Annotated in this window: 11 protein-coding genes; 6 read left to right on the forward strand and 5 right to left on the reverse strand. The window is 74.8% G+C overall.

What is annotated here, in order from left to right:
- Positions 1-205: 205 nt before the first annotated feature.
- The 3 genes from ACZ4VF_RS15215 to ACZ4VF_RS15225 form a co-directional block, all read right to left on the reverse strand.
- Complete coding sequence (locus tag ACZ4VF_RS15215; protein WP_467926238.1) at positions 206-730, reverse strand: hypothetical protein; 525 nt, start codon at positions 728-730, stop codon at positions 206-208.
- Positions 731-890: 160 nt separating this feature from the next.
- The gene (locus ACZ4VF_RS15220) at positions 891-2,246 is read right to left on the reverse strand and encodes an SGNH/GDSL hydrolase family protein (protein WP_467926239.1); all 1,356 of its coding nucleotides are present in this window, start codon (positions 2,244-2,246) and stop codon (positions 891-893) included.
- An 866-nt stretch (positions 2,247-3,112) separates the two neighbouring features.
- Positions 3,113-4,426 (reverse strand): extracellular catalytic domain type 1 short-chain-length polyhydroxyalkanoate depolymerase, encoded by a 1,314-nt coding sequence (locus ACZ4VF_RS15225; RefSeq protein ID WP_467926240.1) that lies wholly within the window; start codon positions 4,424-4,426, stop codon positions 3,113-3,115.
- Between the two features lie 308 nt (positions 4,427-4,734).
- Between ACZ4VF_RS15225 and ACZ4VF_RS15230 the strand changes: the two genes are divergently transcribed.
- Both ACZ4VF_RS15230 and ACZ4VF_RS15235 read left to right on the forward strand, forming a co-directional pair.
- Positions 4,735-5,676 carry a pectate lyase family protein gene (locus tag ACZ4VF_RS15230; RefSeq protein WP_467926242.1) on the forward strand — a complete coding sequence of 314 codons (942 nt, stop codon included), beginning with the start codon at positions 4,735-4,737 and terminating at the stop codon, positions 5,674-5,676.
- Positions 5,677-5,726: 50 nt separating this feature from the next.
- Positions 5,727-6,515 carry a pectate lyase gene (locus ACZ4VF_RS15235; RefSeq protein ID WP_467926243.1) on the forward strand — a complete coding sequence of 263 codons (789 nt, stop codon included), beginning with the start codon at positions 5,727-5,729 and terminating at the stop codon, positions 6,513-6,515.
- Positions 6,516-6,970: 455 nt separating this feature from the next.
- Here ACZ4VF_RS15235 and ACZ4VF_RS15240 read toward each other — a convergent pair whose 3' ends face one another.
- Complete coding sequence (locus ACZ4VF_RS15240) at positions 6,971-7,738, reverse strand: PaaX family transcriptional regulator C-terminal domain-containing protein (protein ID WP_467926245.1); 768 nt, start codon at positions 7,736-7,738, stop codon at positions 6,971-6,973.
- 69 nt (positions 7,739-7,807) lie between these two features.
- Here ACZ4VF_RS15240 and ACZ4VF_RS15245 point away from each other — a divergent pair, with 69 nt between their 5' ends.
- Positions 7,808-9,499 (forward strand): DNA alkylation response protein, encoded by a 1,692-nt coding sequence (locus ACZ4VF_RS15245; RefSeq protein WP_467926246.1) that lies wholly within the window; start codon positions 7,808-7,810, stop codon positions 9,497-9,499.
- A gap of 136 nt (positions 9,500-9,635) precedes the next feature.
- Positions 9,636-11,735, forward strand: coding sequence for a HEAT repeat domain-containing protein (locus ACZ4VF_RS15250; protein WP_467926247.1), 2,100 nt, complete (start codon positions 9,636-9,638; stop codon positions 11,733-11,735).
- Between the two features lie 553 nt (positions 11,736-12,288).
- On the opposite strand, the gene ACZ4VF_RS15255 is transcribed toward ACZ4VF_RS15250, so the two are convergent.
- Positions 12,289-12,882 carry an Rv1733c family protein gene (locus tag ACZ4VF_RS15255; RefSeq protein WP_467926248.1) on the reverse strand — a complete coding sequence of 198 codons (594 nt, stop codon included), beginning with the start codon at positions 12,880-12,882 and terminating at the stop codon, positions 12,289-12,291.
- A gap of 334 nt (positions 12,883-13,216) precedes the next feature.
- Between ACZ4VF_RS15255 and ACZ4VF_RS15260 the strand changes: the two genes are divergently transcribed.
- Together ACZ4VF_RS15260 and ACZ4VF_RS15265 are read left to right on the forward strand one after the other, a co-directional pair.
- Positions 13,217-14,305 (forward strand): WD40/YVTN/BNR-like repeat-containing protein, encoded by a 1,089-nt coding sequence (locus ACZ4VF_RS15260; RefSeq protein WP_467926250.1) that lies wholly within the window; start codon positions 13,217-13,219, stop codon positions 14,303-14,305.
- 84 nt (positions 14,306-14,389) lie between these two features.
- On the forward strand, positions 14,390-15,067 hold the full coding sequence (locus tag ACZ4VF_RS15265) for a uracil-DNA glycosylase (RefSeq protein WP_467926251.1): 678 nt from the start codon (positions 14,390-14,392) through the stop codon (positions 15,065-15,067).
- Positions 15,068-15,437: the final 370 nt, after the last annotated feature.

The following is a 15,437-nucleotide window of genomic DNA, read 5'->3' on the forward strand; positions in this document are numbered from 1 at the left end:
TAATCGGGGGGCTGTTGCGACCCCCCCCCCCCCCCCCTTGTCGCTTCCCCCCCCCCCCCCCCCCCCCCCCCCCCCCTCCTCCTCCACCCCCCCCCCCCCCCCCCCCCCCCCTCCCCCCCCCGCCCGCGCGAGCAGGCGTGGTGCCGCGGGCAGCAGCCGGGTGGCGGCACGCGGAGCCGTCAGCACACCGAGCACCATGACCTCCTCAGAGCGTGGTGCGGTCGGGCCGCGCGGTCGGCCCGAGGGGACCGGAGGACGTCTTGCCCGCCGACGACCGGGCGCCGTGGGACGCCTCGGGCCGGCCGGCCGCCTCCGTGTGACCGTGCCGGCCGGACTCCTCGGCCCGACCCGGCGTGCCGGTACGACCCGGGGCCCGGCCTCCCGCCGGAGTCCCGGCGGAGCCGCCGGCGCCGGACCTGAGGGCCGCGGTGCCCAGGTCGTGTGCGGGTTCGGGCCCCGCCGCCACCGCGGGCCGGTCGGGGCGGGGCTGGGTGAGCCAGGCCACCGCGGCGCCGGTGACGGCGACGGGCCACTCCACGACGCCCGCGGCGCCGAGCAGACCGGCCCCCGCGTACACCGCCATGCGCCGCCCGCGCGGCGAGACCGCGCCGACCTTGTCCAGTGTTCCCTCCGCGGCCCTGCTCACCGTTCCGGCGCCGGGCACCCTGCGCAGTACCGAGGCCGCGCCGCGCAGGGGCGCCGTGAGGGCCGACGACTTCTGCTCAGCCATGACTCTCCTCGGGTGGGATCCGTCTTGCGTGCCCCACCGAGTGCCCGCGACCGTGCTGGTCACCCTCCTTTTCCCGGGGAAATGACACCTCTTCCCAGGGAACGCCACGGATCCCGCCGACGCCACCCGCCCGCCCGCCTCCGACGAGTGACCGGACGGGTTACGAGGCGTGCCGGAACAGCCCCTCGGGCACGGCCGCCGCGAGCACCCGGTACCCCTCCGGGTTGAGGTGCAGCCAGTCCCCGACGTGCAGGGCGGGCAGCAGCCGGTCGGGGGCCTGCGGGTCCCGTACCGCCCGGTCGAAGTCGATCACCGCGTCGAAGTGGCCCGGGGTGCGGATCCAGGCGTTGACGCGCTGCCGGGAGGCCTCCCGCTCACCCGCCGGGTCGTCGTACTGGGTGTTGCCGCCGAACGGGGTGATGGTCGCGCCGTAGACCCGGATGCCCTGGGCGTGGGCGCGGACCACGATCTGCCGGTACCCGGCGATCAGGTCGTCGGCCGCCGCCCGCTGCGCCTCGGCGCCGGCGTCCGCGGTGCCGATGTCGTTGACGCCCTCGAAGAGGATCAGCCAGGCCACTCCGCTGCGGGAGAGGACGTCCCGGTCGAGGCGGGCGAGCACGTTGGGGCCGAGTCCGTCGTTGAGGACGCGGTTGCCGCCGGCCGCCTGGTTGAGGACGGCGATGTCCGAGGTGGCCGGGCGGCTGTGGAGGCGGTCGTAGAACTGGTCGGGCCAGCGGTCGTTGCCGTTGGTGGTGGAGCCGCGCCCGTCGGTGAGGGAGTCGCCGACGACGGCCACCGCCCGGCTACGGGCGGGTGCCAGCACCTCGACGTCGCCGAGCAGGTACCAGTGGTCGACGGCGGTCGCGCCGGCCAGGTCCGTGTCGCGGGTGTGGTCGCCGTGGACGAGGTACGACGTGGTGCGCGAGCCGGGGTGGGAGGTGAGCGCGAGCGAGGCCTGGCCGCGCGCGGTGTACGCCGTCACGCTGAGCTCCGATCCCGCGCGCAGCTCGAAGTCCAGCGGGTCCGAGACCATCTGGGCGCCGACCGGGACGGTCACGGAGTCCCGGCCCGCGAAGGTGACCCGGCGCAGGCTCCCCGGCTCGACCGCGCTGACGCCGGCCCTGCCGCCGCGGGGCAGGGCCACGGTGACGGCGGTGAGCGGCAGCGGGGTGTCGCCGTACGCGTTGGAGAAGCGCAGCCGGATGCGGTGGCCGCCGGCGGTGACGCGCACCGTCTGCCGCAGGGTGGTGTCCACGAGCACCGACTTCTCCGCCGTGTACGGCGCGGGCGGCAGGTTGGCGGGCTCGGTCAGCTGGGGCATACCGGTCCAGGTGTTCACCCAGTGCCGCCCGGCCCGCCCCGCGTCACCGGCCGCAGCGTCACCGGCTGCAGCGGGCCCGTCCGGAGCCGGCCGGGTGACCAGCGCGGTGAGCGCGGAGGCTGAGACGGCGAGGACGAGAACGAGGACGACGGTGCCGAGCAGGGTGGCGAACGGCGTTCTGGAGGGCGGTTTCAACGGAGACCTCTCGGGGGGTGATGGGGTGCGGGGGCATGACGGTGCTGAGGGGGACGGAGGGGCGGCGGGACGATGGGGGTGCCGGGGGGATGCGGTGCAGAGGGGACAGAGGGGTGGCAGCGATGCGGCGGGAAGGGTGGGTGCGGCAGGGGAGCGAGGCGCACCGGGAGCACGGGGGGCGTGACCGGCCACGAAGGCGGCGCTACAGGCCTGCCGCCGGAGGCGAGGGCCGCCCGGCCGGATGCGCCTGCCTGGTCGGATGCGCCCGCTCGGGCGGATACGCCTGCCTGGCCGGATACGCCCGGCCGGCCGGATACGCCTGCGCGGGCGGGCAGGCCGGTCGGGTGGGTCCGGCGGGAGTGCCGGGACGGCCGTGAATGCGAGGACCGCCGGGACCGCCGGGACCGCCGGGACCGCCGGGACCGCCGGGACCGCCGGGACGGCCCGGACCGCCGGGCATACAGACCAGACGGCTCCGGGCAGCCCGGCCGGCCACACCCAGGACCAGCCACGGCAGCCCCGCGAAGCCACGGGACCCAGCCAGGGTGACCAGCCGAATCCACCCGGGCCCACCAAGGCAGCCGACCCGAGCACCTCCGGACCGGCCAAGGCGGCACGACCCGAGCACCCCCCGGGCCGACCGAGGCAGCACGACCCGAACCCACCCGGGGCCGACCAAGGCGGCACGACCCGAACCCACCCGGGACCGACCAAGGCAGCAGACCCGAACCCACCCGGGACCGACCAAGGCAGCAGACCTGAACCCACCCGGGGCCGACCAAGGCAGCAGACCCGGGCACGCCCGTGCCGGCCGAGGCAGCCCGTGCGAACGCCTCCCGGCACCAGCCGAGGCCCCGGCGCTCTCCTCAGCCGACGGTGCAGGCCGTGCCGTTGAGGCTGTACGCGCTCGGTGTCGCGCTGTCGCCGGTGTGCGTGGCCTGGTAGCCGAGGGTCACGCTCGCGCCGGGGGCGAGCGTGGCGTTGTACGCGGCGTTGGTCGCCGTCACCGTGCCGGAGCGGGGGCTGTAGGTGGCGTTCCAGCCGTTGGTGATGGTCTGGCCGGCCGGCAGGGTGAAGCCGAGCCGCCATCCGTTCACCGTGGTCGTACCGGTGTTGGTGAGGGTGAGGGAAGCGGTGAGGCCGGTGCTCCAGGTGCTGGCGCCGGCCGTCACCTTGCAGGTGCCGGTGGGCGGCTGCGGTGTGCCGCCGCCCGCGTCGAGGCCGAAGAAGGTGAGCGCCTGGGAGGCCATGCCCCACCTGTAGAGGTCGTGGCCGACGCCCTGCAGGCTGATCGCCTCGACGGGCGCCCGGTCACCGGTGGCGCCGTAGCGCGTGCGGGTCCAGCCGGAGGCCGGGGTGTCGGTGGCGGCGGGGGTCTGGCTCACACCGAGCACGTTCGTCCACTGCTTGATCTCCTCCCCGAAGTTGGGGTAGCGCAGGGTGTCGTCCTCGGTGCCGTGCCACAGCTGCATCCGCGGGCGCGGACCGGTGTAGCCGGGGTAGGCGGCCCGTACCAGGTCGCCCCACTGCTGCGGGGTGCGGGTCACCGTGCCGCCGGAGCACGCGCTGTTCCACTCGGAGCCGTCGGTGGTGGCGAAGCAGCCGAAGGGGACCCCGGAGAAGGCGGCGCCCGCGGCGAACACGTCGGGGTAGTCGCCGAGCAGGACGTTGGTCATCATCGCGCCGGAGGACATGCCGGTGACGAAGACCCGGCCGGTGTCGGCGGCGTAGGCGCGGGTCGCCCAGTCGACCATGGAGCGGATGCCGACCGGGTCGCTGCCGCCGTCCCGGTGGAGTGCCTGCGGGGAGGAGACGTCGAAGCACTTGCTGGCGCGGGTCACCGACGGGTAGACGACGACGAACCCGTGCTGGTCGGCGAGCCGGGCCCACTCGGTGCCGGAGTACATCGCGGAGGCGGAACCGCCGCACCAGTGCACGGCCACCACGACCGCCGGGTGCGCGGGGATGTTGTCCGGTACGTAGAGGTACATCCGCAGGTTGCTGGGGTTGGTGCCGAAGCCGGTGACCTCGGTGAGGGTGGCGGTGGGGACGGCCTGGGCCCGGGCGGAGGCGGGGGGCGCGGCGAGGGCGAGTGCCGCGAGCAGCGGCAGCAGGGCACCGAGGAGGGTGGCCAGCGTCTTGCGGAGGCCGGTGGGCGAGCGGTGCGGTGTGGGGGGCACGTCACTGTCCCTTCTGATCGCGGCTCGTGCGGGGGCAACGGCATCGTGGCATGGACACGCAGTCCCATGGAAGCGCTCCCACGGCACCTTTCCATGGCCGGAAACAACTCGGCGAGACGTGTTGACTAGAAAGCGCTTGCACTCTACGGTCCGTTCATCAACGTGACCGAAAGCCACGGCAGCCAGCCCCACCCGGTCACCGAACCCCCCACATGCGTTCCGCAACAGGTCCGTCATTCACGTACTCGAATGACCTCGAATGAACCCCTCCCCCACAGAGAAGGGACGCACCCATGCACAGGAGAGGCATGCCAAGCGCGGCAGGCGCGGCCGTCGTCCTGGCGGCCGCGGCCGTCCTCGCCCTGCCGCGGCCGGCCGGCGCGGCCGACGCGACGCCGGTGGGCTTCGGCGCGGGGACGACCGGGGGCGGCGGCGCCCCGGCGGTGACCGTCTCCACCCTGGCGGCCTTCAGGACGGCCGTGACCGGCGATTCGGCGAAGGTGGTGAGGGTGAGCGGCCTGATCACCCTGAGCGGGCAGGTGGACGTCGGCTCCAACACCACGGTGCTCGGCGTCGGTTCGTCCTCCGGCTTCACCGGCGGCGGACTGCGCCTGAAGAAGGTGACCAACGTCGTCCTGCGCAACCTGAACATCGGCAAGGCCGTCAGGACGGACGCCGTCACCGTCCAGGCCTCCACGAAGGTGTGGATCGACCACAACTCCCTGTCCTCGGACCGCGCCCACGGCAAGGACCACTACGACGGCCTGGTCGACGTCACGCACGCCTCCGACGGCGTCACCGTGTCCTGGAACGTCTTCAAGGACCACTACAAGGGCTCGCTGGTCGGCCACAGCGACGACAACGCGGGCGAGGACACCGGGCACCTGCACGTGACGTACCACCACAACTGGTTCGACCACGTCAACTCCCGCGTCCCGAGCCTCCGTTTCGGCACCGGCCACTTCTACGACAACTACGTCGTGGGCGCCGAGACCGCCGTGCACTCCCGCATGGGCGCGCAGATGCTCGTCGAGAACAACGTCTTCCGCGACACCCGGGTCGCCGTCACCACCAGCCGGGACAGCGACGTCGACGGATACGCCGACCTGCGCGGCAACGACCTCGGCGGAGCGGCCACCGAGATCTCGCGGACCGGCGGCTTCACCAGTCCGCCGTACGGCTACACGGCCGAGCCGGCCTCCGGTGTCGTCGCCTCGGTGACGGCGGGCGCCGGCGCCGGGAAGCTCTGACCTCCTCACTCACGGCTCTCCGACCCCACTCGGAAGAAGGCGATCGGGACATGACCTCATCGGCAACCGCGCGCGGTCCGCTGGGCGGCCTGGCCACCCTCGCATGCACGCTTGGCATGATCATGACCACCGGTGCACCGGCGGGCGCGGCCACCTGGCCGACCCCGAACGGCAGCCAGGCGGTCTCCGCCACCATCTCCCTGTCCGGCACCAAGGACTACGGAATGAAACGGCTGTACGGCACCGGCGACCTCGGCAGCGACAGCCAGGACGAGGACCAGGGGCCCATCCTGGAACTCGCCCCCGGCGCGGTCCTGAAGAACGTCGTCATCGGCTCCCCCGCCGCGGACGGCATCCACTGCCTGGGCAGCTGCACGCTGCAGAACGTGTGGTGGGAGGACGTCGGCGAGGACGCGGCCACCTTCCTGGGCTCGTCTCCGTCCAACGTCTACAGCGTCAGCGGCGGTGGGGCGAAGGAGGCCGGTGACAAGGTGTTCCAGTTCAACGGGGCCGGCACGCTGAACGTCTCCGGCTTCGCGGTGAAGAACTTCGGCACCTTCGCCCGCTCCTGCGGCAACTGCAGGACGCAGTACAAGCGGACGATCAACCTCAGCGGCATCGAGGCGACCTACAAGGGCAACAAGCTCGTCGGCATCAACACCAACTACGGCGACAGCGCGACCCTGAGGAACATCACCATCGTCGGCGACACGAGCAAGAAGACCGTTCCCTGCCAGAAGTACATCGGCAACGACAAGGGCGCCGAACCGACCACGAACGGCTCGGGTCCGGACGGCACGTACTGCAAGTACTCCGGCTCGGACATCACGTACAAGTGAGCCCGGGCCGAGGCACGGGGTGATCGCCGGACGGGCCGCGGCGGCGGCCCGCCCACGGTGGTGCCCCCGCGGTCCTGCCGGCCCTCGTCGAGGCGGGCGTCGGCGCGTCCGCCGGCGCACACCGGCGCGGTGAAGGGGGAGAAGGGCCGCGAGGCCACGCCGATCACCTTCCTGGCCACCATGTCCGGCGTCACCGGGCTCGGCATCCGATCCCCTTTTGGCACCTGCTGTCCGGCGTCGCCGCGCGGGCTCGGCCGGGCGTCCCGGCCGGGCCTCCGCTCACCAGGCGGTCGACCGTGGCGGGGAAGTCGCGAAGGACCCGGCCGGAGACGTCCCGTCCCGGCCGGGCGCGTCCCCGACCGTCCGCGGCACCCCGGCGGCCCCGCAGAACCTCGGAGTTTCCCGCCGGGAGGTTCCCGCGGCGCGCCTTGTGCAGGGCGCCTGCCGCGGCCGGATCACTCCGTTCCCCGCGCGTCCAGAGCCGCGCCCAGTTCCCGCCGATAGCCGGCGTACGCCGCCCGCAGCGCCTCCCCCGGCCAGTCGGCGGGCAGCAGTTCGGGGGGCAGGACGGGGTCGGTGAGCAGGTGGCGGACGGCCGCCGCGTAGGCGGTGAACCGGTCGGCCGGGTGGTCGGCCCGGCTCGCACGGGCGAGCAGGGAGCGCGCGCCGGCCGCCCAGCCGGCCAGCGGCCACAGCCGGGCGGCAAGGGCGCGCGGGGGCTCGTCGGGCCGCGCGGTGCACGTCAAGGCCACCTGACGCAGACCGGCGGGCAGGGGACGGTCGAGATTGGCCGGGCGCAGCCAGACGCCCTCGCGGAGTTCGGCCAGGCGCAGGGCCGTGAGGCGGGCGCGCAGCTCGGCGCGTTCGGCGGGGCCGCGCCCGGTCGCCGTGACCACCACCATCTCCCAGTCGCCGTTCCACGCGCGCGTGCGGGCGTGCACGGCCTCGTCCTGGCGGCGCTGGCGGGCCAGCAGCCGGTCGCTGAGCCGGTACACGGCGTCCGTGCGCCTGAGGTCGCCGGCGGCCACCATCCGGCTCAGCGCGGCCCGCAGCGTGGAGCCGCCGACCCCGAACGGCTCCACGAGCCGGACCAGGTCCCTGACCGGCAGCTCCGGCGGATGGACGCCGAGCAGGAGGCTCAGCACGACCGACCGGGCGGACAGCGGCCGCAGACCGGCCGGGTCCTCCTCCTGCTCCGGCTCCGCCGGGACGTTCACGCGCATGGCCCGACTGTACGTGCGCCTGGTTGTTGCATCATTGCTACAGCCGCAGACAGAGTGCAACATACTCGTATGGTCTCGATTTCCGCGCAGTCGCCGCCGCCGCCGTCGCCGTCGTTGCCGCCGCAGCAGCCGTCCGTCACGCACGACGTCACCAACCAGGCGCCGCCCCTCGCGCCGTACGACGCCTCCGCCGACCCGGCCCTGCTGGAGGGGCTGCGCCGGGAGGGCGCCGGGTGGGCCGAGGACGACATCCGGCGGCTGGGGGCGCGCGCGGGGAGTGCGGAGGCGCAGGAGTGGGGCGAGCTGGCGAACCGGTACGAGCCGGTACTGCGCACCCACGACCGCTACGGCCACCGTGTCGACGAGGTGGAGTTCCACCCCAGCTGGCACCACCTGATGCGGACGGCGGTCGCCGAGGGCCTGGCCGGCGCCCCGTGGGCCGACGACCGGCCCGGCGCGCACGTCGCCCGCACCGCCGGCGGGCTGGTGTGGGGGCACACGGAGGCGGGACACGGCTGCCCGACGTCGATGACGTACGCCGCCGTACCCGCCCTGCGCGCCCAGCCGGATCTGGCCGGGGTGTACGAGCCGCTGCTGACCAGCCGGGAGTATGAGCCGGCCTTGCGGGTGCCCACCGACAAACCCGGCCTGCTCGCCGGGATGGGCATGACGGAGAAGCAGGGAGGCTCCGACGTCCGTACGAACACCACCGTCGCCACGCCCACCGGCGAGCCGGGCGTGTACACGCTGCGCGGGCACAAGTGGTTCACCTCGGCGCCGATGTGCGACGTCTTCCTGGTGCTCGCGCAGGCCCCGGGCGGACTGTCGTGCTTCCTGGTGCCGCGCGTCCTGCCGGACGGCACCCGCAACCCGTTCCGCATCCAGCGGCTGAAGGACAAGCTCGGCAACCGGTCCAACGCCTCCTCGGAGCCGGAGTTCGACCGGACCGTGGCGTGGCTGGTGGGGCCGGAGGGGCGGGGGGTGAAGACCATCATCGAGATGGTCAACTGCACCCGGCTGGACTGCGTGATGTCCTCGGCGACGCTGATGCGCAAGACGCTGGTCGAGGCGGGACACCACACGCGGCACCGCAGCGCGTTCGGGGCCCGGCTGATCGAGCAGCCGCTGATGCGCAACGTCCTGGCCGATCTCGCGCTGGAGTCGGAGGCGGCGACGACGCTCACGCTGCGGCTGGCCGGCGCGGCCGACCGGGCGGTGCGCGGGGACGCCGGGGAGCGGGCCTTCCGCCGCCTCGCCACCGCCGTCGGCAAGTACTGGGTCACCAAGCGGGGCCCGGCCTTCACCGCCGAGGCCCTGGAGTGCCTGGGCGGCAACGGGTACGTCGAGGACTCCGGCATGCCCCGGCACTACCGGGAGGCGCCCCTGCTGTCGATCTGGGAGGGCTCCGGGAACGTCAACGCGCTCGACGTGCTGCGCGCCCTGGGCCGCGAACCGGAGACCGTGGAGGCGTTCTTCGCCGAACTCGCCCTCGCGCGCGGGGCGGACGCCCGCCTCGACGCGGCCGTGGCGGCGCTCAAGGAGCAACTGGCCGGAACCGATCAGGCGGGCGCCCGGCGGCTGGTGGAGCGGATGGCGCTCGTCCTGCAGGCCTCCCTGCTGGTCCGGCACGCTCCGCACCCGGTCGCGGACGCCTTCTGTGCGAGCCGGCTGGGCGGGGACTGGGGCCACGCGTTCGGCACCCTGCCCGGGGGAACCGGTCTGGACGCCATCCTGGAGCGCGCCCTGCCCGGCCTGAACTGACCCCCTCCACGCGCGCGTGCGCGCGGTCCTCTCCCGTGGCCGGTGACCGCCGACGGATCGCACACAGTCAGCGGATGCTTCCGGACGGTCGCCGACGGGTGGTGCACACTCGTGGCACTCGTCTGGGGAGGACAACGTGTTCACGGGGATCGACGAGGTCGACTGGGCCTCGCTGCGGCACGCGTACGGCAGCGCGGAGGACGTGCCCGGATGGTTACGGGCGCTGGCCTCCGTGGACACCGCCGAGCGGGCGACCGCGCTCGACGGGATGTTCGGCGCGGTGCACCACCAGGGGAGGGTGTACGACTCGACGCTGGCGTGCGTGCCCTTCCTGTTCGCGCTGCTGGCCCGCGAGGAGGTGCCGGACCGGGGCTGCATCGTGGAACTGCTGGTCAGCATCGGCGGGGGAAGCTCTCGGAGCCCCCGGCACTTCGACAGCTCCGGGAGCTCCGAGAACGCCGAGAACGCTGCGACCTCGGTGGGCACGCCGGGCACGGGCGCCCCGGAGAACGCGGAGGGCACGGGGGACACGGGACGGGACCGGCGGGCGCGGCAGGCGGTGTGCGCGGGTGCCGAGGCCTTCGCCGCGCTCTCCGGGGACCGGGACCCCGCGGTGCGGCGGGCGGCGGCCGGGGCCCTGGTGCGCTTCCTGGAGGAGCCCCCGCGGGTCCTGGAGCTGCTGCGGCGGCGGTTGCGGGTCGAGCGGGAGGACTGCGTCCTGCCGGCCCTCGTGGAGGCCCTCGGCATGTTCGCGCACCGGTACCCGGCGCACGCCGACGGCGCGGTGGACCTCCTGGCCGAACTGAGCGCGCCGCCCTACGCGCCGGGGCTGCGCCTCGCCGCGCTCGGCCAGCTCGCGCTCCGCGCTCCCGACCGGCTCCCCGCCGACCTGGTGCCGGCGGCGGTGCGGTTGCTGCAGGAGCGGTCCGCGCAGCGCCTGCGGCGCCAGGAGCACGCGGGCACGGACACCCTGGTGCGCCGGATACGGCGGCTGCGCCCGTCCGACGAGCAGGGCGCCATGCTGCTGCGCACCCTGCACAGTGCGCTCGGTGACCGGGTGGACGACCGGATCGCCCTGCTCACCGGCCAGTTGACCAGCCCCGACCCGGTGGACCGGTGCAACGCGGTGTGGATGTCGGCGGGGCTGTTCCGCGGCTGGCGGGGCGGGTACGACGGACCCGTGCGGCTGCTCGGCGCGCAGCTGGGCAGCGAGCAGGACCGGTTACGGGACGCGGCGGTGTCGGTCCTGACGGAACTGTTCGCGTCGGCCGCACCCGCCGCGGACGACCTGCACGCGCTGGTGATCACCCGGCCCGATCTGTGGACCCACCGCTGGGAGCGCTGCCCGCCCACGCTGGGCGGCCCGCTCAAGGCACTGGCCAGAACCGGCGATCCGCGCGCGGTCCCGCCCCTGGCCCAGCTGCTGGCCGTCCCGGCGGCCCCCGTGGGGCTGGGCTGCGAAGTCGCGCACCTGGGCCGGGCCGCCGCACCACTGGCCCCCGCGCTGCGCCACCACCTCGGCCGCGTCCCGCTCGCCTCCCCGGCCGCCGCCCGGGTCGCCGCCCCGCTGCTGACGGCGGTCAGAGCCGTCGGGGACGGAGACGCCGTACCGGAACTGCTCCGGCTGCTCTCGGGCGTCCCCGAGGGCCTGGGGGCTCGGGACGCGATCGCGGACCAGGTGATCGAGACACTCACGGAGCTGGGCGCCGCGGCACAGGCGGCACCCCTCCTGCGCGCACTGCTGCGCACCCGGCACGCGGCCACGGCAGCGGGCGTGCTGTGGTCGGTCGACGGGGACACCTCCGCCGTACTCCCCGTGCTCCTGCGGGAGTTGGACCGGTCCGAACCCGGCGCCCGGCGCGACGCCGTACGGCACCTGGCGCGGCTGGGCCCGGCCGCGCGCGCGGCGCTGCCCGAGCTGCGCCGGCTCGCCGGCGAGGGCCCGGTGCGGGAGCGGGTACCGGCCGCGTGCGCGCTGTGGCACATCGCCGGGGATCCGGCCCCGGTCCTGCCCCTCTTCAGAACGGCGTGGACCTCGGACCCCCTCACCCGCATCCCCATCGCCCGCTGCCTGACCGCCATGGGCCCGGCCGCCGCGCCCCTGCACGACCTGCTGACCACCGAACTGACCCGCCCCCGCCGCCACACGGCCCGGCAGAGCGCCTACGGCCCGCACGACATCCCCGACGACGAGGAGCTGCTGCGGATGTGCCGGGAGGTGCGGGCGGGGGTGTAGGCGGCAGCACGGGGAGGAGGGCTGGGCCGCAGGAAGGGCCCGGGCGGATACGCGGGCCGTCCGGGCAGCCGGGGGACGGGGGACCTCACGGAGTACGCCGGGGTTCCACGAGGCACCGCCTCGCGGCGTGAAGGCCGGCGGGGGGGGAGGGGCCGGGAGCGGCACCCGGGCCTGACGGTGATCAGGGGCGGGGTGGAGGGCGCCGGGGTGCCCCGGACCGCGGCGAGCGCCTCGGCGTACCGCCAGGCGTGCAGGCGGCAGCCCTGGGCGGCGGCGCGGAAACCTCCCCGTGTGCCGTCGGCAGCCGTCACCGAGTCTCCTGGGCCGACGGGCGCGCAGGGCCTGTGGCCGCCACACGGCGCCCCGGGGCGGTGGGTCCGCGCGGAGGCCGGCAGGCAGCGGCACACGCCCTGACAGCCGACGCCGACGGACAGCGGGCCCGGGCCGCACACCGGCCAGGTCCACGGCGCCCCCAGCCGCGACCGACCGCCCACGGCGCCCCGGGCGGGCGACCCCAGCCGCTGCCGATCGCGGGCAGGCCCGGCCCGTGGGGTCAGACCGTCCGGCCCCACTGCGGGCCGAGCCGTGCCCACTCGGTATCCCAGGCGGCCAGGCGCCGGCGTTCCAGGCGGCCGCGTACGGCCAGGCCGGCGACGCAGGGGACCGCGCCGGCGCTCGCGCCGACCAGCAGCCCTACGAGGGTGGCCCGGAAAGCGGCCTCGGAAGCGGTGGCGGGGCGGGAGACGAGGCGCCCCTCGGGGTCGGTCCAGACGGTGACCGGCGCCCCGGGCCCGCTGCCGGGCTCCACGCGGACCCGGCCGGTGTGGGTGGAGCCGTCGGGCACGGTCCAGCGGACCTCGGCCCAGACCCGTTCGCCGGCGGAGGCATGGCTGCCGTACGCGGGCGACGACCCCGGTACCTGGTCGACGACCCGGGCCACGGCGGGCCGCCAGGTGGCCCGCTCCCGGGCGAGCCCCCGCTCCACCGAGCCGGCCGCCGCGAGGCCGGCCAGCACTCCGGCCACGACGGTCAGCAGACAGGCACCGAGCACCACCCAGGCCTCCAGCACGTCGGCCCGGCGTTTGAGCGGGTTGCGCCGCCAGCGCCACAGCCACACCTTCGGACCACGGAACGCCTTCAAGGGCATCCTCCTCACGAGCGCACCGACCGGCCGGACCGCCCTCCCATACGGGGGAGATCGCTCCGCTGCTCACGACGAGCCGTCTCCCCGACGTTCGCACGAGACACCCCTCTCGCGCAGGCGCATCCCGGAACAGCGACCGGCCGGGCTTCCCCGCTGACCCACGACACAGGCCGTGACCTGCGCGGACACGCACCACAGGGGTGAGTGTCAGTGGTGGGGTGCAGACTGGCCGATATCCGACGACGGCGACGACGACAACGACGACGACCGACGACAGCTACGACAGCTACGACAGCTACGACGACTACCTGGACAACGGCGTCCGGAGGTGATCGGCATGACCGAGGTTCTGCTGGCGGTGGGCACGCGCAAAGGCCTGTTCATCGCGCGGCGGCGGGGCGACGGCCCCTGGGAGTTCGACGAGAGTCCGTATTTCAACGCGCAGGCCGTCTACTCGGTCGCGATCGACACCCGTGGTGCCCGCCCCCGGCTGCTGGCGGGCGGCGACAGCGCGCACTGGGGGCCGTCGGTGTTCCACTCCGACGACCTCGGCCGCACCTGGACCGAACCGGCCCGGCCCGCCGTGAAGTTCCCGAAGGACACCGGCGCCTCCCTGGAGCGCGTCTGGCAGCTGCACCCGGCCGCGGCCGAGCCCGACGTGGTCTACGCGGGCACGGAACCGGCCGCGCTGTACCGCTCGGAGGACCGCGGTGAGAGCTTCGAGCTGGTCCGGCCGCTGTGGGAACACCCGACCCGTTCGCAGTGGGTGCCCGGCGGGGGCGGCGAGGGCCTGCACACGGTGCTCACCGACGCGCGTGATCCGCGGGCCGTGACGGTGGCCGTCTCCACGGCGGGCGTGTTCCGCACGACGGACGGCGGGTCGAGCTGGTCACCGTCCAACTCCGGGGTCTCCGCGGTGTTCCTGCCGGATCCGAACCCGGAGTTCGGCCAGTGCGTGCACAAGGTCGCCCGGGACGCGGCCGACCCGGACCGGCTGTATCTGCAGAACCACTGGGGGGTGTACCGCAGCGACGACGCGGGCGCGCACTGGACCGACATCGGCGCGACCCTGCCGACCACGTTCGGCTTCGCGGTGGCCGCACACCCGCACCGGGGCGAGACGGCGTACGTCTTCCCGATCAACGCCGACGCCGACCGGGTGCCCGCCGAGCGCCGCTGCCGGGTCTTCCGCACCACGGACGCGGGCCGCACCTGGGAGCCGCTGTCGGAGGGGCTGCCCGCGGAGGACCACTACGGCACGGTCCTGCGGGACGCGCTGTGCACCGACGACCGCGACCCGGCCGGCGTGTACTTCGGCAACCGCAACGGCGAGGTGTTCGCGTCGGCCGACGACGGCGACAGCTGGCAGCAGCTCGCCGCGCACCTGCCGGACGTGCTGTGCGTGCGGGCGGCGGTGGTCGGCTGAGGGGACCGGGGTCCGCGGGGCGCCCGCGCCGGGCTCGGGCCATCGGTTGATCACCGGGCGGTGCACGGCAGTAGGGTGACGCCCGTGGCACCACGACCCTTGCATGAGATCGTCGAACCGGGCTGGGCGAAAGCACTGGAACCGGTGGCCGGACGCATCGCCGAGATGGGCGACTTCCTGCGCGCGGAGCTCGCCGCCAGACGCACGTACCTCCCGGCCGGGCCCCATGTCCTGCGGGCCTTCCAGCAACCCTTCGACGACGTACGGGTCCTGATCGTCGGTCAGGACCCGTATCCCACCCCCGGGCACGCGGTGGGCCTGTCGTTCTCGGTGGCGCCCGAGGTGCGCCCGCTGCCGCCCAGCCTGATCAACATCTTCCGTGAGCTGAACACCGACCTGGGGCTGCCCCAGCCGTCCAGCGGCGACCTCACGCCGTGGACGGAACAGGGCGTGCTGCTGCTCAACAGGGCGCTGACCGTGGCCCCGCGCCGTCCGGGCGCCCATCGCGACAAGGGCTGGGAGGAGGTGACCGAGCAGGCGATCCGTGCCCTGGCGGCGCGCGGCAAGCCGCTGGTCTCCATCCTCTGGGGCCGGGAGGCCCGCAATCTGCGTCCGCTGCTCGGCCGCCTGCCGGTGGTGGAGTCCTCACACCCCTCGCCCAGGTCGGCCGACTACGGCTTCTTCGGCTCGCGCCCGTTCAGCCGGGCCAACGACCTGCTGATCCAGCAGGGCGGGCAGCCGGTGGACTGGCGACTGCCGTGACCGTCCCCGGGTTTCGGACAGTGGACTCCTGAGGCTCCGGACCGCCTCCGGGTGGCCGTCGGCACGCCGGGTTCCGCTCCGTCGCGCGGCGCGAGACGCGGGTAGCCGGCGTCACGCGCGCCGCGGCCCGGCACACGGCCGGGTTCGTCGGGCCGTGTGCCCGGCGGCCCGGAAGCCCCGACTCGCCCTCCCCGACTCCCCCTCCCCCGCCGCCCGTTCCGGCCGGGCGAGCCCCGGCTCGCGCCGCAGCGCGAGGAGTCGGCGGCAGGCTGCCGCACGCCCTGCGGGCGGTTCCGGCGCACGGCCGTTGAGAGCCACACAAAAGCGGATTGTTCACCCTTGGGACCTCTTTGTCGCCCCATGTTCCCGG

The organism is Streptomyces sp. NPDC029151 (genome assembly GCF_055564315.1).